Origin of the sequence: Marinobacter subterrani, from assembly GCF_001045555.1 — a bacterium.
Classification (GTDB): domain Bacteria; phylum Pseudomonadota; class Gammaproteobacteria; order Pseudomonadales; family Oleiphilaceae; genus Marinobacter; species Marinobacter subterrani.
In genome coordinates this window covers 495596-516258 of the sequence record NZ_LFBU01000002.1, presented here as the reverse complement: position 1 = coordinate 516258, position 20663 = coordinate 495596, and the positions used below count along the sequence as shown (strand labels likewise).

At 62.1% G+C, this 20663-nt stretch carries 17 protein-coding genes; 11 read left to right on the top strand and 6 right to left on the bottom strand.

Annotated elements, in window-relative coordinates; translation table 11 throughout:
• Positions 1 to 312 precede the first annotated feature (312 nt).
• The 7 genes from msub_RS18290 to msub_RS18260 are packed head-to-tail and all read left to right on the top strand — an operon-like array spanning position 313 to position 8685.
• Positions 313 to 1926, top strand: a complete 1614-nt coding sequence (locus msub_RS18290; protein ID WP_048497569.1) for an ABC transporter substrate-binding protein — start codon at positions 313 to 315, stop codon at positions 1924 to 1926.
• 21 nt (positions 1927 to 1947) lie between these two features.
• The gene (locus msub_RS18285; protein ID WP_048497568.1) at positions 1948 to 2970 is read left to right on the top strand and encodes an ABC transporter permease; all 1023 of its coding nucleotides are present in this window, start codon (positions 1948 to 1950) and stop codon (positions 2968 to 2970) included.
• 1 nt (position 2971) lies between these two features.
• Positions 2972 to 3865 (top strand): ABC transporter permease, encoded by an 894-nt coding sequence (locus msub_RS18280; RefSeq protein ID WP_048497567.1) that lies wholly within the window; start codon positions 2972 to 2974, stop codon positions 3863 to 3865.
• A 10-nt stretch (positions 3866 to 3875) separates the two neighbouring features.
• Positions 3876 to 5564, top strand: coding sequence for a dipeptide ABC transporter ATP-binding protein (locus msub_RS18275; RefSeq protein WP_048497566.1), 1689 nt, complete (start codon positions 3876 to 3878; stop codon positions 5562 to 5564).
• Positions 5561 to 6271, top strand: a complete 711-nt coding sequence (locus msub_RS18270) for a GntR family transcriptional regulator (protein ID WP_048497565.1) — start codon at positions 5561 to 5563, stop codon at positions 6269 to 6271. The genes msub_RS18275 and msub_RS18270 overlap by 4 nt, the downstream gene beginning before the upstream one ends.
• A complete protein-coding gene (locus tag msub_RS18265) occupies positions 6268 to 7839 on the top strand; it encodes a gamma-glutamyltransferase family protein (RefSeq protein WP_048497564.1) in 1572 nt (523 codons plus the stop codon). The genes msub_RS18270 and msub_RS18265 overlap by 4 nt, the downstream gene beginning before the upstream one ends.
• 54 nt (positions 7840 to 7893) lie before the next feature.
• Positions 7894 to 8685: a sulfite exporter TauE/SafE family protein gene (locus msub_RS18260; protein ID WP_048497563.1), complete on the top strand. Its 792-nt coding sequence runs from the start codon at positions 7894 to 7896 to the stop codon at positions 8683 to 8685.
• 133 nt (positions 8686 to 8818) lie between these two features.
• On the opposite strand, the gene msub_RS18255 is transcribed toward msub_RS18260, so the two are convergent.
• The 4 genes from msub_RS18255 to msub_RS18240 are packed head-to-tail and all read right to left on the bottom strand — an operon-like array spanning position 8819 to position 14064.
• Positions 8819 to 10120 carry a TRAP transporter large permease gene (locus msub_RS18255; RefSeq protein ID WP_048497562.1) on the bottom strand — a complete coding sequence of 434 codons (1302 nt, stop codon included), beginning with the start codon at positions 10118 to 10120 and terminating at the stop codon, positions 8819 to 8821.
• A 13-nt stretch (positions 10121 to 10133) separates the two neighbouring features.
• The gene (locus tag msub_RS18250) at positions 10134 to 10604 is read right to left on the bottom strand and encodes a TRAP transporter small permease (protein WP_197083904.1); all 471 of its coding nucleotides are present in this window, start codon (positions 10602 to 10604) and stop codon (positions 10134 to 10136) included.
• Positions 10605 to 10662: 58 nt separating this feature from the next.
• Positions 10663 to 11682 carry a TRAP transporter substrate-binding protein gene (locus msub_RS18245; protein WP_048497560.1) on the bottom strand — a complete coding sequence of 340 codons (1020 nt, stop codon included), beginning with the start codon at positions 11680 to 11682 and terminating at the stop codon, positions 10663 to 10665.
• Between the two features lie 42 nt (positions 11683 to 11724).
• Positions 11725 to 14064 carry a cytochrome P450/oxidoreductase gene (locus msub_RS18240; protein WP_197083903.1) on the bottom strand — a complete coding sequence of 780 codons (2340 nt, stop codon included), beginning with the start codon at positions 14062 to 14064 and terminating at the stop codon, positions 11725 to 11727.
• 99 nt (positions 14065 to 14163) lie between these two features.
• On the opposite strand from msub_RS18240, the gene msub_RS18235 reads away from it, so the two are divergent.
• The 4 genes from msub_RS18235 (at position 14164) to maiA (ending at position 18003) form a co-directional block, all read left to right on the top strand.
• Entirely contained in the window at positions 14164 to 14838 is a 675-nt protein-coding gene (locus msub_RS18235; RefSeq protein ID WP_048497559.1) for an IclR family transcriptional regulator, read from the top strand.
• Between the two features lie 175 nt (positions 14839 to 15013).
• Positions 15014 to 16318, top strand: a complete 1305-nt coding sequence (gene hmgA / locus msub_RS18230; RefSeq protein WP_048497558.1) for a homogentisate 1,2-dioxygenase — start codon at positions 15014 to 15016, stop codon at positions 16316 to 16318.
• Positions 16319 to 16339: 21 nt separating this feature from the next.
• The gene (locus tag msub_RS18225; RefSeq protein ID WP_048497557.1) at positions 16340 to 17365 is read left to right on the top strand and encodes a fumarylacetoacetate hydrolase family protein; all 1026 of its coding nucleotides are present in this window, start codon (positions 16340 to 16342) and stop codon (positions 17363 to 17365) included.
• Positions 17362 to 18003, top strand: coding sequence for a maleylacetoacetate isomerase (maiA, locus tag msub_RS18220; protein WP_048497556.1), 642 nt, complete (start codon positions 17362 to 17364; stop codon positions 18001 to 18003). The genes msub_RS18225 and maiA overlap by 4 nt, the downstream gene beginning before the upstream one ends.
• Before the next feature lie 82 nt (positions 18004 to 18085).
• Here maiA and hppD read toward each other — a convergent pair whose 3' ends face one another.
• Positions 18086 to 19159, bottom strand: coding sequence for a 4-hydroxyphenylpyruvate dioxygenase (gene hppD / locus msub_RS18215; protein WP_048497555.1), 1074 nt, complete (start codon positions 19157 to 19159; stop codon positions 18086 to 18088).
• Positions 19160 to 19516: 357 nt separating this feature from the next.
• Positions 19517 to 20641, bottom strand: a complete 1125-nt coding sequence (locus msub_RS18210) for a putative sulfate/molybdate transporter (protein ID WP_048497554.1) — start codon at positions 20639 to 20641, stop codon at positions 19517 to 19519.
• Positions 20642 to 20663: the final 22 nt, after the last annotated feature.

Genomic DNA, 20663 nt, shown 5'->3' with positions numbered 1-20663 from the left:
TGCCTCCAGCACCGGAGCACGGCGAGCCAACTGAGGCGCGATGATTTGAAGAGTTGCCTGCCTCCATCTTACCCCTCAAGCGCAAACCCCAGACACGCCAGGCCTGCCCATGGAGCACGCCTGCCCCCTGTCAGTGCATGCAAGCACTACATACTCTTGACTGTCGTACCGACAATGACTGAATTCGAATCCAGCCTTGGATTCTAATTTATTGATCTAAAATACTAATCCTGAATTATGGCATGTCGTTTTCGGCATTGGCTTAGCGATTGCATACACCCTGGCAGGTTTTATCATTCAGGAGCATGCAAAATGAATCGTCGAGACTTCCTCAAGGGCGCCACTTCACTTTCCGTCGGTGCCAGCGTCCTGCCGCTGTTCAAGATCCTGCCGGCGTCGGCCGCCAGCCAGGAAACCGCCGTGGTGGTGATTGGCGGTACCATCAACAGTCTGGATATCCACCGCAGCGGTACCAACCGGTCCAGCTATCAGGTCGCCATCAACTGCTATGACCGGCTGGTGTCCTTCGGCACCAAGCAGATGCCGGATGGTTCCCTGAGCTATGACTATGACAATGTGCAGCCGGAACTGGCCGAGTCCTGGGAGATCAGTGACGACGGCACCGTCATGACCTTCAGGATCCATGAAGACGCCACCTTCTGGGACGGCAAACCGGTGACGGCCCACGACGTCAAATGGTCCCTGGACCGGGCCGTGTCTCTCGGCGGCTTCCCCACCGTACAGATGAAAGCGGGTCGATTGTCCTCGCCGGAGCAGTTCGAGGTAGTGGATGACCGCACTTTCCGCATCACGCTGCCGTTTCCGTCCAAGCTGGCGCTGCCGGATCTGGCCACGCCCATCCCCATTATCATCAATTCCGAGGTAGCCAAAGCCAACGCCACTGACGATGACCCCTGGGCCACCGAGTACCTGCACCGCAACCCGGCGGGCTCCGGAGCCTATAAAGTGGCCCGCTGGGACGCCGGCCAGCAGCTGGTCTATGAGCGCAATGACAAGTGGGTTGGCGGCGAGATTCCGGGCTACCAGCGGGTCATCGTCCGTGAAGTGCCGGCGCAGTCCACCCGCCGGGCCCTGATCGAGCGGGGCAGCGTCAGCGCCTCTCACAACATCCCCAACAAGGATGCCAAGGAGCTGGCCAGCAAGCCCGGGGTAAAGGTAGTCAGCACGCCTATCGAGAACTGTATCTATTCTCTGTGCACCAACCTCGACTTCGAACCCTTCAAGGACAAGCGTGTGCGCCAGGCGGTGGCCTGGTCCATTCCCTATCAGAAAATCTTCGAGCAGGCCGCCTATGAACAGGGCATGCCCATGTGGGGCGGAACCGACACCGTCGACAAGATTAACTGGCCGCAGAAGTCACCCTACGACCTGAACATCGAGAAAGCCAAAGCGCTGATGGCAGAGGCCGGGTACGAGAATGGCTTCGACGTGCCGCTGTCGTTCAACCTGTCCCACGCTGACTGGGCGGAGCCGGCGGCACTATTGATCCAGCAGGGGCTGGCGGACATTGGCATCAGGGCCACCATTGAGAAAATCCCCGGTGCCAACTGGCGTACGGTGGCGCTGGTGGACAAGAAACTGCCCCTGCACCTGGAGAACTTCGGCGGCTGGCTGAACACTCCGGACTATTACTTCTACTGGGCCTACATCAAGGGCAACCTGTTCAACTCCTACAACTACGACAATCCGGAAATGGCCCGGCTGGTGGATGACACGCTGGACATGGCCATGGACCATCCCGATTACGCCCCCAATGTAAAACGCATGATCGAGCTGGCGTTCGAGGACATTCCCCGCATTCCCCTCTGGCAGCCGACCCTGAACGTTGCCTTCAACGAAAGCGTGGAAGGTTACGAATACTGGTTCCATCGTCAGATGGACATCCGTGCCCTCGAACCGGCCTGAGGAGCGAGCAACGTGCCCCCCATGCTGGATAAGCTGCGTAAAGTGGCGCTTCGCCTGTTGCAGGCGGTGCCGACGGTGTTCGGCATCCTGGTGGTGTGCTTCCTGCTGACCCGGGCCCTGCCCGGAGACCCGGCGGCTTACTTTGCCGGGCCCATGGCGGATGCGGAATCCATCGAGGAAGTGCGCAAAACCCTGGGCCTCGACAAACCCCTGCCGATGCAGTTCGTCACCTACGTCGGTGATCTGGTGCAGGGCGACCTCGGCATGGCGATATCCACCGGCCAGCCGGTAATGTCGGAGCTGGCCAGCCGGCTGCCGGCCTCCCTGGAGCTGACTCTGGGTGCGTTGCTGCTGTCCTTCTTGATCGCTGTGCCACTGGGTGTGCTGGCGGCCACCCGGCCCAACACCTGGGTTGACCACATCTGCAGGTTTTTGGTTACGGCGGGGGTCTCCCTGCCAACCTTCTTCACCGGCCTGGCGCTGATGTACGTGTTCTACTACCTGCTGGGCTGGGCGCCGGCGCCCATGGGCCGACTGGACATGATGCACCTGCCGCCGGAGTCGGTGACCGGGTTCCTGACCATCGACGCCATTATCGCCGGTGAATGGGAAGTGCTGGGTGCCGCCCTGGCACAGTTGGCGCTGCCGCTGATCACCCTGGCGCTGTTTACCCTGGCCCCCATTGCCCGAATGACCCGGGCCTCCATGCTGCAGACCCTGGGCAGTGACTTCGTACGCACTGCCCGGGCCGCGGGCCTGAGTGGACGCCGGGTGCTGATCACCTACGCCTTCCGCAATGCCCTGCTGCCCGTGGTGACCACCCTGGGCATGGTGTTCTCCTTCGTGCTCGGCGCCAACGTACTGGTGGAAAAGGTGTTCGCCTGGCCGGGCATCGGCTCGTTTGCGGTGGAAGCGCTGGTGGTGTCGGACTACGCGGCAGTTCAGGGCTTCGTGCTCTCCATGGCCCTGCTGTTCGTGGCGCTGAACCTGTTGATCGATGTGATCTACACCCTGATCGATCCCCGAGTGGGCGAGGAGGCCTGACATGACCAGTATGAGTACCCCGGCCTCCCCGAAACTTCAGGGGCCGCCCCGCACCAGCTACTGGCAGCATCTGCGACACGTGGCGTCAGAAAATCCGGTTACCGGTCTGGCGTTCGGGTTGTTCGGTCTGTTCGTGGGCATGGCCCTGTTCGGCCCCTACCTGGTGCCCTACGACCCCCTTAATACAGGGGTGGGGCCAGCGCTACAGGCACCCAACTCTGCCCACTGGTTTGGTACAGACCAGCTCGGGCGTGATGTGTTCTCACGGGTCGTAGTAGCCACCCGGCTGGATCTGCTGATCTCGGTCTCGGCGGTGGCCATCTCCTTTGTGCTGGGCTCCATCCTGGGCTGCTTCGCCGGCTACTTCGGCGGCTGGACCGACCGCATCACCGGTCGTTTTGTGGATACCATCATGGCCTTCCCCCTGTTCGTGCTGGCCATGGGTATCGTCGCTGCCGCCGGTAATACTGTGGAGAACATCGTCTACGCCACCGCCATCATCAACCTGCCCTTTTATGCACGCATGGCCCGGGCGGAGGTCAGCATACGCCGCAACGCCGGTTTCGTGCAGGCCGCGCGGCTGTCCGGAAACTCCGAGTTGCGGGTGCTGTTCGGTCACATTTTTCCCAACACCCTGCCGCCGATGATGGTGCAGATTTCCCTCAACATGGGCTGGGCCATCCTCAACGCCGCCGGTCTTTCGTTCATCGGTCTGGGGGTTCAGCCGCCGGCGCCGGAGTGGGGCATTATGGTGGCCGAGGGCGCTAACTTCATTATTTCCGGCGAATGGTGGCTGGTGATCTTCCCGGGGATGGCGCTGATGCTGGCGGTATTCACCTTCAACCTGATCGGCGATGGCCTGCGGGATCTGGTGGATCCCCAGCGCCGCACCTGAGGAGCCCGAGATGAACGAACCTTCCAGCGTACCGCTGCTGGATATCCAGCGACTGAGCGTGGACTTCGCGACCCGCAAGGGCACGGTGCGGGCCATCGATGATATCTCCCTGGCCGTGGGCAAGGGCGAGACTCTGGGCATCGTGGGCGAATCCGGTTCCGGCAAGTCGGTCACCTCCTATGCGGTGATGCGCATTCTCGACCGCGCCGGCCATATCGCAGGCGGCAGGATCACCTACGGTGGTATACCCCTGCACAAGGCCCGGGAAAAGGATATGCGGGATATTCGCGGTCGCGAGATCTCGATGATCTTCCAGAATCCCCGCGCCGCGTTGAACCCGATCCGACGCATCGGCCAGCAAGTGGCGGACGTGCTGATGCAGCACAGTCAGGCCACCCGGGGCAATGCCCGGGAAAAGGCCATCGGGATGCTTGAGGCGGTGAAGATCCGTGATGCGGAGCAGCGCTACAACGCCTATCCCTTCGAGCTGTCCGGCGGCATGTGCCAGCGGGTGGTAATCGCCATTGCCCTGGCCTGCCGGCCCCGGCTGCTGATCGCCGACGAGCCCACCACCGGCCTGGATGTCACCACCCAGAAGGCGGTCATGGACCTGATCGTCGAACTTACCCGGGAATACAACATGTCCACCGTGCTCATTACCCACGATCTGGGTCTGGCGGCGGCCTACTGTGACCGGCTGGTGGTGATGGAAAAGGGCAAGATCATCGAGGCCAACGGGGCCGCCGAGCTGTTCCACCATCCCCGCGAACGCTATACCCGGCTGTTGCTGCAGGCCACCCCCCACAACGACTCACAGATCCGTGACCTGCTGACACCGGAAGCCCGTTCAAAGGCCATTCGCCTGCCGGAATCCCGGAGCCTGGGGGAACCGATACTGACCGTCAGTAACCTGCGAAAGCAGTTCGGCAAGCCCGGCGACGAGAGTAGCCACCTGGCGGTTCAGGACCTGTCGTTCCAGATCCGCGAGGGCGAGAGTCTGGGGCTGGTGGGTGAGAGCGGCTGCGGCAAATCAACCACCTCTTCCATGATCATGCGATTGCTGGACACCAGCGGTGGCAAGATCGAGTTCCTGGGTGAGGATATTGCCCCGGTGCCGGCCTCGAAATTCGCGTCCCATCCCCTTCGTGGCAAGCTGCAGATGGTGTTCCAGGACCCGACCGACAGCCTCAACCCCCGCTGGAGCGCGGCCCAATCCATTGGTGACCCGATCCACCGGCTGACCCCGGAGCTGGGCCGCCAGGACCGCGAGCAACGGGTCATCGAACTGGCCGGCCTGGTGGGTCTGCCGGTGCACCTGCTGGACCGCTTTCCTCACCAGCTCTCCGGTGGCCAGAAAGCGCGGGTAGGCATCGCCCGGGCCATCGCCCTCGAACCGAAACTGCTGATTCTGGATGAGCCCACGGCGGCACTGGATGTCTCGGTGCAGGCCGTCGTGCTCAACCTGCTGGAGGACCTGAAACACCGCCTGGGCATGAGCTACCTTTTCATCAGCCATGACCTGAACGTGGTCCGTCTGCTGTGTGACCGCATCATGGTGATGCAGAATGGTGCGGTAGTGGAGGAAGGTGATGCCGGCCAGCTACTGGATGCCCCGGCCACCGACTATACCCGCACCCTGCTGGCGGCCATTCCGCATCCGCCGGAGACCGACCTTATGGGCAGGGGAAGTACCGCATGACCCGGCTTCCCCCGCACCCTGAGCGTGCCGGCAAGGGCACTGTGGTGGACAGTATTGTCCAGACCCTCGCGGACGACATTGTCAGCGGCCGGCTGACCCCGGGCACCAAGCTGGACGCCCAGGCCGTGGCAGAACGTTTCGGCGTCTCCCGCACGCCCGTCCGGGAGACCTTCGGCCATCTGGCGGCGATGGGACTCGTCACCCATCGCCCCAACTGGGGCGTGATCGTCGCCACCCTGTCCTCCGGGGCATTGAACGACCTTTACGAGGCGATGGCGGAACTGGAAGCCGCTTTGGCACGTCTGGCAGCCCTGCGCATGAAAAGTCGCCAGCGGGACGCTCTGCTTCAGCTGCACCAGGACTCCGTGCACCTGGTCCGGGACGGCAGTGCCGACGACTATGCCCGCTATAACAATGAATTCCACGACCTGATCTTCGAGGGCGCCCAGTCCAGCCAGTTGCAGCAGCTGGCGGAAGCCACTCGCATCCGCCTGGCGCCGTTCCGCCGGGCCCAGTTCCGCATGAGTAACCGGGTCAGCAGGTCATGGGAAGAGCACGACGCCATTGTCCGAGCGATCCACGCTGGTGACGCCGACGGTGTCGCCCGCCTGATGCGACTGCACGTGCAGACCGTAAGCGCCATGTCGGCGGAGTTTGTGGCGGAGCACCAGCCTCTGCCGAGGCACCAGGGAGAGACCACTGCATGAAAGCTGAGTCCATCGCTGGCGTAATCTGCACACCGGATGCCAGGGCCACCGAGGCTGGCATGGATATTCTGCGGGCGGGGGGCACCGCCATCGATGCGGCCATGGCCGCCGGTGCCGTGCTATCCGTGGTCTACCCGCACATGACCGGCTTTGGCGGTGATGCCCTGTGGCTGCTTGGCGACGGACGGCGGGTGGATACCCTGATGGGCCTTGGCCAGGCGGGCCATCGACTGCCCGATGCCGGTGCCATCGCCATGCGCGGGCCCGCCTCGGCAGCCACCACTGCTGGTGCCCTGCGGGGCTGGTCCATGGCTCACGACTGGAGCACTCACCGCTGGGGTTCTTCCCTGACCTGGCCGGACCTGCTGGCGCCGGCCATTGCCTTCGCGCGGGACGGCTATGGAGTGTCGGCTAATCAAGCGTTCTGGCAGCAACAGCGTCGGGACCTGATCCGCGACCTGCCGGACCTCACCGCCCTGTGTTGTAATGCCCAGGGCGAACTGCTCGCCGAGGGCACCCGGGTCACCCGCCCACAGCTGACCACTACACTGGAACATCTGGCCCGGGTCGGCATGGTGGACTTCTACGAAGGCGAACTGGCAACGGCCCTGGCGGAGGGATTCCACCGCCTGGGTAACGGCCTGACCCGGGACGACCTGACCAGGACACAGGCCTGGCACAGCGAGCCCCTGAGCATCCGCTACCGCAACGGCACCCTGTACAACTTCCCGCCACCGAGCCAGGGACTGTATACTCTGAGTGCCTTGCATGCCCTCAGCTTTGTCGACCTGGCAGCGCTGGGAAACGGCAGTGCCGATTACTTTCACTACCTGGTGGAGGCCATCAAGGCCCAGCTCAAACAACGCAACCGACAACTGTGTGATCCAGCCGGCGGCACGCTGGATACCCGACGCCTGCTCAGCCATGCCCGGGCAGCGGCCGATTACGCCGCTATCGACCCCGACATTGCCTTGCCCTGGCACGAACAAGGCAGGCCAGCCGACACCGTGTGGCTCGCCGCGACGGACAACCAGGGCCGCACCGCCTGCCTGATGCAGAGCCTGTTCCACGACTTCGGCTCCGGTTGCATGGTGGGCGATACCGGCATCCTCTGGCTCAACCGGGCCGCCGGTTTCAACGAGGATTTCGCCCATGCAAACGGCTGGGCCCCCGGCAGGCGACCGGCCCATACCCTGAACCCGTCGGCCTGGCTCGGGGACGATGGTCGCCAGTTCTACTTCGGCACCCAGGGCGGTGATGGCCAACCCCAGACCCAGATGGTGCTGGCCACCCAGCTGGTGGACTTTCACCAGCCCATCGACCGGGCGCTGCAGGCCCCACGATTCCTGCAGGGGCGCAGCTTCTTCGGTAGCAGTGAAAATCTGAAGCTGGAAAAGAACATCGGGCCGGCCGTCGGCGAGTCCCTGGCGCACCGGGGCCATGATATCGAATGGATCCCCGAACTCAGTCCCTTTACCGGTCTGGCCGGTGCCATTGCGGTATACCCTGGTGGCCGGCGGGAAGCCATGCACGACCCGCGGGGCGAGGGCACCGCGCTCGGGCAGTAACAGAACCGCTTCAATCAATCGACACTTTCAAATCACCATAAACAAGGAATCACCATGGACATGATCATCGCCTGCTCCGCCCTGGGTATCGTCGCCGGCATATTGGCTGGCATGCTGGGTATTGGCGGCGGTGTGGTCATCGTACCCGCTTTGGTGCTGATCCTGTCGGCCCAGGACTTCCCGTCAGAGTTCATCGTTATCACCGCCGTGGCGACTTCCCTGTGCACCATCATCTTCACCTCGGTATCGGCCGCCCGGGCCCAGATCAAGCGCAAAGCCGTGGACTGGAACATCTTCAGACTGTGGGCCCCTACTGTGGTGGTGGGCAGTTTCCTTAGCGGGTTCATCGCCGCCCGCTTACCCGCCGCCGTGCTGGAGATCGGTATCGCGGTCTTCCTGCTGGTGATCTCGCTGATCATGCTCAGCCGCTGGGTACCGGACCCGGCCCGGACCATGCCGGGCAAAGCCGGCACCACCGGGCTCGGCCTGTTCAGCGGCGTACTGTCCGGGCTTGCAGGTATCGGCGGCGGAAACGTCATGGTGCCGCTGATGGTGTTCTTTAACGTCCCCATGCAGCGGGCCGTGGCTACCTCTAGCACCCTGGGCTTTCCCCTGGCATTGGTGGGCACCGCTGGATACATTATTTCCGGCTGGGGCGTGGAGTTTATGCCCTGGACTCTTGGTTACGTTTACCTTCCCGCAGTCGGCCTGATTGCCTTTTTTACAGTACTGATGGCGCCGATAGGCGTGGCCCTAAGCCACCGAATCCCTGCGGCCACGCTCAAGCGCTGCTTCGGAGGCTTACTGCTGATTGTCGCAGGACGGATGCTGTTAACGGCGTTGTAAAACTTGTGCTGGCCCGCCAGCTAATCCCAGGGAATTGCTATCGTTCGTTCACTACAACAACAGGGCACATGGCTACCAATCTGCCCTCATCCGATTTACCCCTGGATTTGCAGCCACCACGCGCCACGACCGCTCAGAACATTTTGCCCGGAAGCCAGAGCACCAATGCCGGGAACAACAGCAGCAGGGCGATGCGCACCATGTCCGCCATCAGGAACGGCACGATGCCACGGAAGATGGTTGACTGTCGAACGTCGCCAGCCGCGCCCTGGATCACGAACAGGTTCATGCCTACCGGCGGCGTGATCAAGCCGATTTCGGCGACGGTGACAACCACGATACCGAACCAGACGGGATCGAAGCCCAGGTTCGCGACGATGGGAAAGATGAACGGGATGGTCAGCAAGACCATGGACAGGGCATCCATGACGCAGCCCAGCAGTAGATAGAAGGCGATGATGAGGAGCAGGGTCATGACCGGCGTCAGTCCTGCCCCTTCGATCAGGTCCACCAGATAGAACGGCAGGTTCGAGGTCTCAATGAAGTAGTTGAACAGTGCCGCGCCGATCAGTATCAAAAAGATCATGCCAGTGACCTCGGCAGCCTGCCAGACGCTGGCGAGGAAAGTCGAGCGGGTCAGGGAACCCGAGAGCAGAGCGATAAGAAAAGCACCCAGGGCGCCTACGGCCGCCGCTTCGGTTGGTGAGAACCAGCCCAGATACATTCCGCCAATAACCAGCAGGAAAAGGCCCAGCACGGTCCACACCCGGCCCAGTACCGTCAGACGCTCGCGCCAGCTGTGACGTTCGGCTGGCGGCCCGAGTTCCGGCTTCAGCCGCACCCATAACCAGGCGGCCGCCATGTACAGCAGCATTGCGAGCACGCCGGGGATAAGGGCGGCAATGAACAGTTGGCCTATGGAGGTACCCGTCAGCAGCCCGTAGATTACCAGGATGATCGAAGGAGGAATCAGCACGCCCAGCGTCCCGCCGGCAGCGATGGACGCCGTCGCCAGGCGATCGTCGTAGCCGTGTCGCCGCATCTCCGGCAGCGCCACGCCACACATGGTGGCGCTGGTGGCAAGGGATGATCCACATATGGCCCCGAACAGGGCGCAGGCACCGATGGTGGCCATGGCAAGTCCGCCCCGCAAATGGCCAGTAAAGGCGTTGACGGCATCATAAAGGCTGCGGGATAGCCCAGCCTGTGCGGCGAAAATCCCCATAAGGATGAACAGCGGGACCACCGACAGATTGTAGGGAAATACCGCTCCGAAGGGTGCCGCTCCGAGCACGAACGCAGTGCCGCTCCAGCTATTCAGCAGGGTGAAGCCGCCAATACCGGTCAGAGACATCGCTACCGCAACCGGCACCCGAAAGAAAATCAGGACCACGGTGACAACAAAGCCCAGAAGGCCGATCACGGGGGGCGTCATATAGCGCGCTCCATCAAGAAGAAGATCTGAACAGACCGGCGATGGCTTGCAACGTCCCCAGCACCGCGGCGAGCACCGACAACGCGGAGCCGACCAGCAGCGGGACCCAGTACCAGATCATGGGGATGCGAATGTTCTGCGAGACGTCACCGAACATCATCTGCATCTTCGCCGCCTCCCAGCCGTAATAAAGGATCAGGCCCATCAGAACTACCCCGCCCAGCGAGGCAAGGGCTGCAAGTAGTGACTGGATGCGCCGGGGAAGGAACTGGCTGAGCAGGTCAACGCTCACATGGGCGTCGCGGTGGAAGGCGAAGGGGATGGCTGCGAACCCGGTTGCCAGGATCAGCAACTGGACGATATCCACCACGCCGGGGATAGCTGTGTCGAAGAATCGCAGCCCGATATCCACCACTGTGACCACAGCGGCCCCCAACAGACAGGCGACACCGAACAGGGCCGTCGCACGAAAGACCAGGGCCACCGCTCGGGACCAGATTCCCGGGCGGTGGCCCTGGTCGTCGACCCCGGTACCGTTTGGTTTAGTTGGAGAACTCAGAGACATACTTCTGAGCCGCGTCGTATATCTCCTGAGGATTCTCGACGCCCTGGGCCTTCAGCGATTCGAGGTAACGGTTGATCATGGGCTGCAGTTCCTCGCGCCAGCGAGCACGCTCCTCGTCACTCAGCTCGGTAATCTCGTTACCCTTAGCCTTGACGGCGTCCAGGCCAGCCTGGTCCCACTTATCCCACCAGTCGCCGAACCTGGCCACCAGCGCGTCGCCGGAGAGGCTGTCGATGCAGCCGCGGACACCCTTGGGCAGCGAGTCATACTTGCGCTGATTCATCACGAAGAAGAAGGAGACCGTGTAGACGCCACCGTCCAGATGGTAGTCCAGCACTTCGTCGAGCCGGAAGGATTTCACCGGGTCCCAGGGGAACACGGTGCCATCGATCACGCCCTTCTGCAGGCTCTCGTAGACCTGTCCGGGGGGCATGCCCACCGGCTCGGCACCGAGTTCTTCAAGCATCATGGAAACGGCCGGACTGGGGGTTCGGATGCGCAGGCCTTCCAGATCCTCCATGGAGGTGACCTTGGTATCGCGGGTATGGATCACGCCACCATTGTGGGCATGCAGCGCCAGCACCTTCAGGCCCCGGTATTCTGGCTTCAGGTACTCCGGATAGAGCTTCCAGAGGGTGCGGCTGGCGACGCCGGCATCCGCGACCAGGAAAGGGATGTCGATGATTGAGGTGCGTGGGAAGCGCCCGCGCGGGATACCGGTCAGGCCGTGGGCGATATCGACGACGCCAGCCAACACCTGCTCCTGCTGGTTGGCGACCCCGCCCATCTGCGTGCCGCCGGGGTAGATCTGCACCTCCACCTGACCGTCAGTGCACTGCTTCAGGTCCTCGGCCCAGGGCTTGATGAAATCGGTGTGAATGCCGTGCACCGGCGGCAGGAAGTGGCTCAGTTTCAGGGTGATCTTCGGCTCGGCGGCGGCCGGCAGCGCCGTCATCGCGGCCAGGGCAACCCCGGCCATCAAGCTTCGTTGGAACATTGGCTACTCTCCTCGTTGGCTATCTTGGTTTTTGGTTTTGTTTTATAGAGCGAGGCTAATCTTGCCCCTCGCCCGCGAGCAACATGCCATCATGCGGTTGCCCTCGCCGCGCTCCTCCCGACTGAGCACCCGATCGCGATGGTCGATGTCCTCACCCGAGGTCACCGTCACCTCACAGGTGCCGCACAGACCTTCCTCGCAGTCGCTCGCCACATCGATACCTGCTGCGCGCAGAGCCTCCAGCAAGGTCTGATCCGGTGCCACCTGCACGGTAAGGCCGCTGTCTTCCAGAACCACCTCGAAGGCTTCTTCCTTGCTCGGATCCAGCAGGGCGCCTGCCGCGCCGAAGTGTTCTACGTGCAGCATACCGGCGGGCCAGCCGTCTGTGGCCAGCTCCAGCGCCTCAAGCAGCCGGTCCGGGCCACAGGCGTATATCTGGCGTCCCTCGGTCGGCTCGCCAATGGCGGCATCAATCTGCAGCCTTGCACCTTCGTCACTGGGGTAAAGATGCAGACAATCCCCATGCTCCGCCGCCAGTCGATCCAGGAATGCCATGGTCCGACGCGAGCGTCCAGCGTAGTGCAGTGTATACGGCTTGCCCAGGCGCTTGAGTCGATCTGCCATGGCAATAATAGGGGTAATGCCGATACCGCCGGCGATGAGGACATATTCCTCGGCTCGCTCGTCCAGGCGAAAGTGGTTCTTGGGGCCGCGGAGGCCAACCTCGTCGCCCACCTGCAAACGCTCGTGGACGTAGATCGAGCCTCCGCGGCTCGCCGGCTCGCGCAAGACCGCGAGCTCCAGTCGCTCGGGATGTTCCGGATCGCCGCATAGGGAATAGTGCCGCCCCATCTCGTCCAGTAGCAGTTCGACGTGGGCTCCGGGCGTCCAGTTCGGCAAGGGCCGCCCGTGGGGATCTTCCAGGCTCAGGCCGACGATGTCCTTCGCCAGCACGCGCTTGTCCGCCAGGCGCACAGTGCGGGCCAGGTCCTTGACCGACGGCGCGCCGATGTCGAAGTCCATGCGCGGCTCCCGGACCTGGTCCGAGCGCCGCTCGGGATTGCTTGCCGGATCCCAGTGGACCCAGAGGTGGTCCGGGCCGCGGAAAGACGTGTTGGGCAGGTAGGTGAACTGCTGACGCGGCACCAGCTCCATGTGGGGCAGCCGGCGCGTGAACTCCTCGAGGAAGATCCGCATTTCCATCCGGGCGATGTTCTTGCCCATGCATTGATGACTGCCATAACCGAAGGTCAGGTGATCCACCGCATTGTCGCGGTAGAGATCCAGCTCGTCGGGGTTCTCGAAGTGGCGCTCGTCGTGGTTGCCAGAGGCAGTGACCATCAGAAGCCGCGCGCCCTCCGGAAGCTGCACATCGCCAATGGTGGCCGGGCGGGTGGTGATGCGCCGCCAGGCGACGACGGATCCGGTATGGCGCAGGCATTCCTCGACGGCATTGGGTATCAGCCGTGGCTTGCGACAGACCTCTTCCCACAACTCACGCTGCTCCAGCAGTCGGCGGAACATATTGGCCGAGGCGTGTGCGGTGGTCTCGTGGGCGGCGACGATGATGGCCATCATCATCGAGTGCAGGTAGCTGTCGGTGACGACCTCCGGGTAGCTCGCCTGCTGGCGAATGGCGTAGCGCATCCAGCCCGGGCCGTCCGGGCTGGCCCGCATCTTCTCCAGCACCTTGCCGGCGTACTGCCAGAAGTTGCCCACGGCATGGGCCACCTTGATCTGTTCGTCTTTGGAGGGCCGGCCCCAGGTATTCACTGTGTGCGCGATGGAGTACTCGCGCAGCTTGTCCATGTCCTCCTCCGGCACACCCAGAAAGTGAAGAGCCACCGTCAGGGGGATCTCCCAGAGCATTTCATTGACCAGGTCCGCATCACCCTGGTCGATGATCCGGTCCAGGGCCTCCCGGGTCAGACGCCGCACCATCGGCTTGTGCCCTTCCAGATTTTCCGGCGTGAAGTGCTCCATCAGGACCCGGCGCCGCTCGGTGTGCTGGGGTTCATCCTCGTTCACCAGGGTGCGGTTCATCGCGTAGTCGTAGCCGCGCAGCACGTCCTGCGCCTCCTGGGACACCGGTGTGATTTTCTCCAGGGCTATGGCGGGGGAGAAGGTGATGTTATCGCGGAACACCGCCTTGATGTCGTTGTAGCGGCTAATCACCCAGTAATCGAGCTTGGGACTATAAAATACCGGCGCCTGATTCCGTGACCAGCGCAACGCCTCCGCCGGATCCAGCTGATAGTCGCTGCCAAAGGGGTCAAACTCCGCCGCCTGGTGCGAGACCGGGCAGCCCTCAACGGCGGTTCCGGTGACGGGGCACCCCATGGCGGGATGGCTCTGCTGCTTGTCCTCGCTCTGGCTTGTCACCGCCTCCCCCCATCATTTACAAATAACGCACACCTCGTGCATTATTTGAGATTAGAACCGGTTTAGGGGTTCGTCAAACACTGAGGGGATATACATCGCATGAGTTCCTTGCAGACCTTGTCCCGGGGGCTGACCGCCCTGGAATTGGTGGCTCAAAAGGAAAACGGCCTGGCGATAGCCGAGCTGGCTGAGGCCATGGACGTGCACCGGGCGATCGTCTATCGGTTGGTCTCCACCTTGGAGGGCCATGGGTTGGTGACCCGGAGCCGCGATGGCAGGATCTGCCTTGGGGGCGGGGTAGTAGCGCTGGCATCACGGGTCGAACCGCAGCTGCGGGCCATGGCCCGCCCCTTGCTGCAGGAGCTGGCCGAGCGCACCCGGGCAACGGCGTTCCTGTGCGTCGGGCACGGGGATGAGTGCGTCGCCGTCGAGGTTGCGGAACCCGAAACTCTGTTACTGCGCGTGTCCTACCGCGTGGGCAGCCGGCATCCGCTGGAGCGGGGCGCAGCGGGCATCGCCATAGCCGCCCTGCGACCGGAGCGTTCCGAGGATTCCGACGCTTTGCGCCAGGCCCGGCGCGATGGCTATAGCGTCACCCGGGGGCAGCTTCAGGCCGGGGCCGTCGGAGTAGCCGCGCCACTGGTGTATCCCGTTGACAGCCACTTCCGCTTCGAAGGCTGCGTTGGTGTGGTAGCGCTGCAGGATCTGGATGTGGAGGCCGCCACTGCGGCAACCGTTGACTGCGCGCGACGACTGGTAAAACGAATGGACTGAAGCGGATGCGGTGTGATGCGGTGAGGCGCCATGGCGCTTGCGATCCAGATCCGGCGACAGGAGGCGAGGGTTGTTGAAATCCCCGTAAGGCTGTGCTTATCTGAAAAACCAAGTTGTTACAGACAACCAAAATCCGAGGCAGGTAGGCGCTCGGTGGGTACCCTGGGGATGAGTCATGAGCGATTTTGAGTACCAAAGCGGTTTTCGTAATCAATTCGCCACCGAGGCCCTTCCCGGGGCGCTACCAGAGGGGCAGAACGCGCCCCAGCGCTGCCCCTTTGGCCTCTATGCCGAGCAGTTCAGTGGCAGCGCCTTTACCGCGCCGCGCAGCCATAACCTGCGCAGTTGGCTATACCGCATCCGCCCCTCGGCCGCGCAGTCGGCCTACCGTCCGCTTGAGGTCGGGCAGTTATCCACGGCGCCGGAATCCGAGGTAGCGGCAGACCCGAACCAGATGCGCTGGGATCCGCTGCCGATGCCGCAGGCGGCCACCAACTTCATCGACGGCCTGTTCACCATGGCCACCAACGGTGACGCCGGCACCCAGATCGGCTGCGGGATTCACCTCTACACGCTCAACGCCGACATGACCGGGAGTTTCTTCTACGACGCCGACGGCGAACTGCTGGTGGTGCCCCAACTGGGCACACTGGTGCTGCGCACCGAACAGGGTCTGCTCAAGGTCGCCCCGGGCGAGGTCGCCGTGCTGCCGCGCGGCCTCAAGTTCCAGGTTCGCCGCGCCGCCGGCACCGACGCCGCCCGCGGCTATGTCTGCGAGAACTACGCCAGCCCCTTCGAACTGCCCGGGCTGGGTCCAATCGGCGCCAATGGCTTGGCCAACCCGCGCGACTTTCTCACTCCCACGGCCTACTACGAAGACACTCAAGGCGAGTTCGAGCTCATCGCCAAGTTTGGCGGCAAGCTCTGGGCGGCCGAGCTTGATCACTCGCCGCTGGACGTGGTTGCGTGGCACGGCAACTACGCGCCCTACAAATACGATCTGGCACGGTTCAACACCATCAACACGGTGAGCTTCGACCACCCGGACCCGTCGATCTTCACCGTCCTGACCTCGCCCTCGGACACCGCAGGCATGGCCAATATCGACTTCGTTATTTTTCCTCCGCGCTGGATGGTGGCCGAGCACACCTTCCGACCGCCCTACTTCCACCGCAACATCATGAGCGAGTACATGGGTTTGATCCACGGCACTTACGATGCCAAGGCCGAAGGCTTCGTGCCCGGGGGCTCCAGCCTGCACAATTGCATGTCGCCCCACGGGCCCGACGCAAATACCTTCGACAAGGCTTCCTCCGAGGAGCTCGTGCCGCAATATCAGGGGAATACGCTAGCCTTCATGTTCGAGAGCCGCTACGTATTCAACCCTACCCCCTCGGCGCTGTCCGCCGGTTTCCGCCAGCGTGACTACGTGGATGTTTGGCATGGGCTACACTCACACTTCAAGCCAGACGCGCGCTAAACGACACAAAGGATTCCGGCTATGAAACTTGCAACACTCAAGACCGATACCCGCGACGGGCAGTTGATCGTGGTCTCCCGGGACCACGCCCGTGCTGTCAGAGTGCCGCAGATCGCCCCCACCTTGCAGGCTGCCATCGAAGATTGGGACACCCTCGCGCCGCGCCTCGAGGAGGTCTACCACGCTCTCAGCGAGGGCAAAGTGGAGGGAGCCTTCGAATTGGACCTCAAAGCCCTGCACTCGCCGCTGCCCCGGGCCTACCAGTGGGCCGACGGCTCCGCCTATCTCAATCACGTGCAGCTGGTGCGCCAGGCCCGCGGTGCGGAGATGCCAGAAACCTTCTGGACCGACCCACTCATGTACCAGGGCGCCTCCGATCGTTTCATCGGGCCCTACGACCCGGTGGAAGCCGGCAGTGAGGACTGGGGCATCGATTTCGAAGGCGAGATTGCCGTAGTCACCGATGACGTGCCCATGGGCGTGAGCCCCGAGCAGGCCGCCGGGCACATCAAACTGCTGATGCTGGTTAACGACGTCAGCCTGCGTGGCCTGATCCCGGGCGAGCTGGCCAAGGGCTTCGGCTTCTTTCAGTCCAAGCCGGCCTCCAGCTTCTCGCCTATTGCCGTTACCCCGGACGAGCTGGGCGACGCCTGGCAGGAAGGGCGCGTGCATCTGCCGCTGACGGTACATTTGAACGGTGAGAAGTTCGGTGAGCCCCAGGCCGGACCGGACATGATCTTCAGCTTCCCGGAGCTGGTCGCCCATGCTGCCAGGACCCGCTACCTCGGGGCCGGGGCCATCGTAGGCTCGGGCACGGTGTCTAACCCGGACATCGAGGGCGGCCCGGGCAGACCGGTGGCCGACGGCGGAGTCGGCTACAGCTGCCTGGCGGAGATACGCATGGTGGAAAAGATCCTCCACGGCGAGATCAAGAGCCCGTTCATGCGTTTTGGCGATCGGGTGCGCATCGAGATGTTCGATGGCGAGGGCAAGAGCATCTTCGGCGCCATCGACCAGGAGGTGGTGCGCTACGAGGGGGCGTCATGAAACTTTACGGCTACTACCGCTCGTCGACCTCCTACCGGGTGCGGATCGCGCTCAATCTCAAGGAGCTGGACTACCGACAGCAGCCAGTGAACCTGCTCCGGGGCGAGCACCGGGGAGGACCCTACCGGCAATTGAACCCACAGGGTCTGGTGCCTGCCCTAGAGACTGACGAGGGCGAACGGCTAACCCAGTCGCTGGCGATCTGCGAATACCTGGAAGAGCGTTACCCCGAGCCGTCGCTGCTGCCGGCGAACGCCGCCGACCGCGCCCGGGTCCGTGCCCTCGTGGGCCTGCTGGCGATCGAGATTCATCCGCTCAACAACCTGCGGGTGCTCAAGTATCTGACCGGAGAAATGGGTATCGACGAGGAAACCAAGCTCGGCTGGTATCGCCACTGGATCGCCGAGGGCTTCGAGGCGCTGGAGGCAATGCTCGCCGGTGACCCACGCACCGGCCGCTATTGTCATGGCGACCAGCCGGGGCTGGCGGACGCCTGCCTGGTGCCACAGGTTTACAACGCGGAGCGCTTCGGATGCGATCTTGAGTCGTATCCCACCATCCGGCGCATCCACGCCGCCTGTAACGAACTGCCATCCTTCGCTCGCGCCCATCCGGCAGAACAACCGGATGCCGGCTGAGGCGCGCGGGACCAGGGCGAACCTGCCGAGCGCCGGATTTTCGACCCGCCTCTACCTTGCCGAGGGCGAGTTTGACCAGAGATTACCCGCCTGTTTCAAGCACTCCACGACGGATCTGGTCTTTCTCGATTGACTCAAAGAGCGCTTTGAAATTCCCCTCGCCGAAACCGTCATCCCCTTTGCGCTGGATAAACTCAAAAAACACCGGGCCTAACTGTGCTTTAGAGAAAATTTGTACCAATAAACGTTTGTTGCCATCCGTTGTACCGTCCAACAACAGGCCCCGGGCCTTAAGCTCTTCGACCGGCTCGCCATGATTCGGCAGACGCTCATCAAGCATCTCGTAATAGGTATCCGGCGGCGGATCCATGAACGGTACCCCCAGGGACTTCAACTTATCCCAGGTGGCAATCAGGTCGTCGCTGAGGAATGCCACATGCTGTATTCCTTCACCTTTGAATTCCAACAGGAACTCTTCGATCTGCCCCGCCCCTCTGGATGACTCCTCATTCAACGGAATACGAATCATACCGTCGGGGGCTGTCATTGCCTTCGAGGTAAGCCCGGTATACTCGCCCTTGATGTCGAAAAACCGCATCTCCCGGAAGTTGAAGAGGCGTTCGTAGAACTCGGCCCAGTGATTCATTCTTCCGCGATACACATTATGCGTCAGGTGATCGATAAGCTTCAGCCCGGCACCTTCAGGGTATCGATCGTCGACCAGATATTCGAAGTCGATATCGTAAATTGACCCCTTGTCACCGTAGCGATCGATAAGATAAAGCGGCGCTCCCCCAATTCCTTTAATTGCGGGTAAACGCAATTCCATAGGGCCAGTTGGAATTTCAATAGGCTCGGCTCCGAGTTCAAGAGCCCGATCAAAGGCTTGGTGAGCATCCCGGACACGAAACGCCATGCCACATGCACAAGGGCCATGTTCTTTGGCAAAATAAGGCACCGGCCCAGTCGTCTCTCGATTGATAATAATGTTGATGCCGTTCTGGCGATAAAGAAGCACATCTTTAGAACGGTGCCGGGCGACTTTAACGAAGCCCATTGACTCAAAAATCGGCTCAAGCACACCCGGGATTGGTGAGGCAAACTCAACGAACTCGAAGCCATCAAGACCCATGGGATTTTTTAAAAGATCAGTCACTGTAATACCTCCAAAATATTAGATATTTTTGCTATGCCTTAATAGCTGGGAGGCGGCGCGCAAGATACTCCTCGTATACTGCGGGCCAAGTGACTACCCATGATTAGCTTGGGAATCGCTGGAGTTACCGTAGCCGTAGCTTTTCCCTTCCTGCTCTTTTCCTGGCAATGGAGATATTCCATAACTTGCGAAAATCTTGTCTGAATTACGTTATCTCCAAGTTAGTAGATATGCGGGCAAAGTAACAGTTCAATTTCTTCATCCAGGCCTTTCCAGCCTGGAATTCAATGAACTCCCGACACATCCCCTTGACCAGCCGACTACCTTAAACCTCTTTCAGGATCTTGACGGTCTGCGCTAGGCAACCTCTTGTCCACGCAGCCAGGCCGCCCGAAACGTTTCTGACGCCACCCCGGCCAGCAGCCCGAAGAACGGATCTACCCAGACCGTCACCAGTGCAGTTATCCCGATGACAGGCCAACACGACGGTTTGGCTGCCCAAAGACGCCGGGACAACCCAAGCTCGGCGGCCGCTACGAACAACAGGGCTCCGAGACCCGCCATCGGAATGGCCGCAATAACTGAAAGCCCGCCCGGTATTATCGCAATCATGAGCAAGCCCGTTCCCAGCAACACGGGAGCCAGGCCAGTGCGCGCACCGAACCGGTGGTGCGCGGCCACACCGCCCGCTCCATGACACATGGGCAAGGCGCCGAGGGGAACCAGAAAGAGATTGGCCAGGCCAGTGGATACCGACAACCGGGCGGGCGTGACGCGATGGGATTGCTCGCCGAAGTAATCACCAACCACCAGTGTCGTCAGCACGATGGCGTTGGTTAATGTCAGAGCCAGCTGGGGTAAAACCAGCGTGGGCACCGCTTGCTGCCAATCGCCGATGCCCGGCAACTCAGGCAATGTAAATGCAACTGGATCGGCCAGGGGAAGCATGAGGCCCGGCGCGCCCAGCAACGTACCCAGTACAACAGCGCCGATCAGCCCGATTAGCGCCACCGGCCAGTTCGGACAAAGCTTCAGGGTAATCCCCACTATCGCCAACGTGACAATTCCCAGGGGCAATGAGGTGGCCATCAGACCGAAGCTCATATAGGCCAGCATCATCCCCAGTCCCAACTGAAGGCCACTTAACACCGATCTAGGTATGAGACGGGCCGCCCCGTTAATCCACCCCGTCAGCCCCAGAACGAGAAGAATCGCCCCGATCAGCACGCCACCGGCGACCAGACTCTGGGAGCTCAACTGTGTGGTCAGCAACAACGCAGCAACCGCTTTCATGGGCTGGACCGGAACCGGCAGGCGGTAATACAGCCCCGTTGCTATGTAGAAGACGGCAAACCCCACCAGTACCGGTATCGGGGCCAGGCCGGCCAGCCCAATAGCACCGAGACCCAGCGGGATCAGGGTGCCAAGGTCACCCAGCGCTCCACTGGCATCCCTCACCAGGTTGCTTTGTACTGAAAACATGACTAATCCGCCTGTTTTTTGT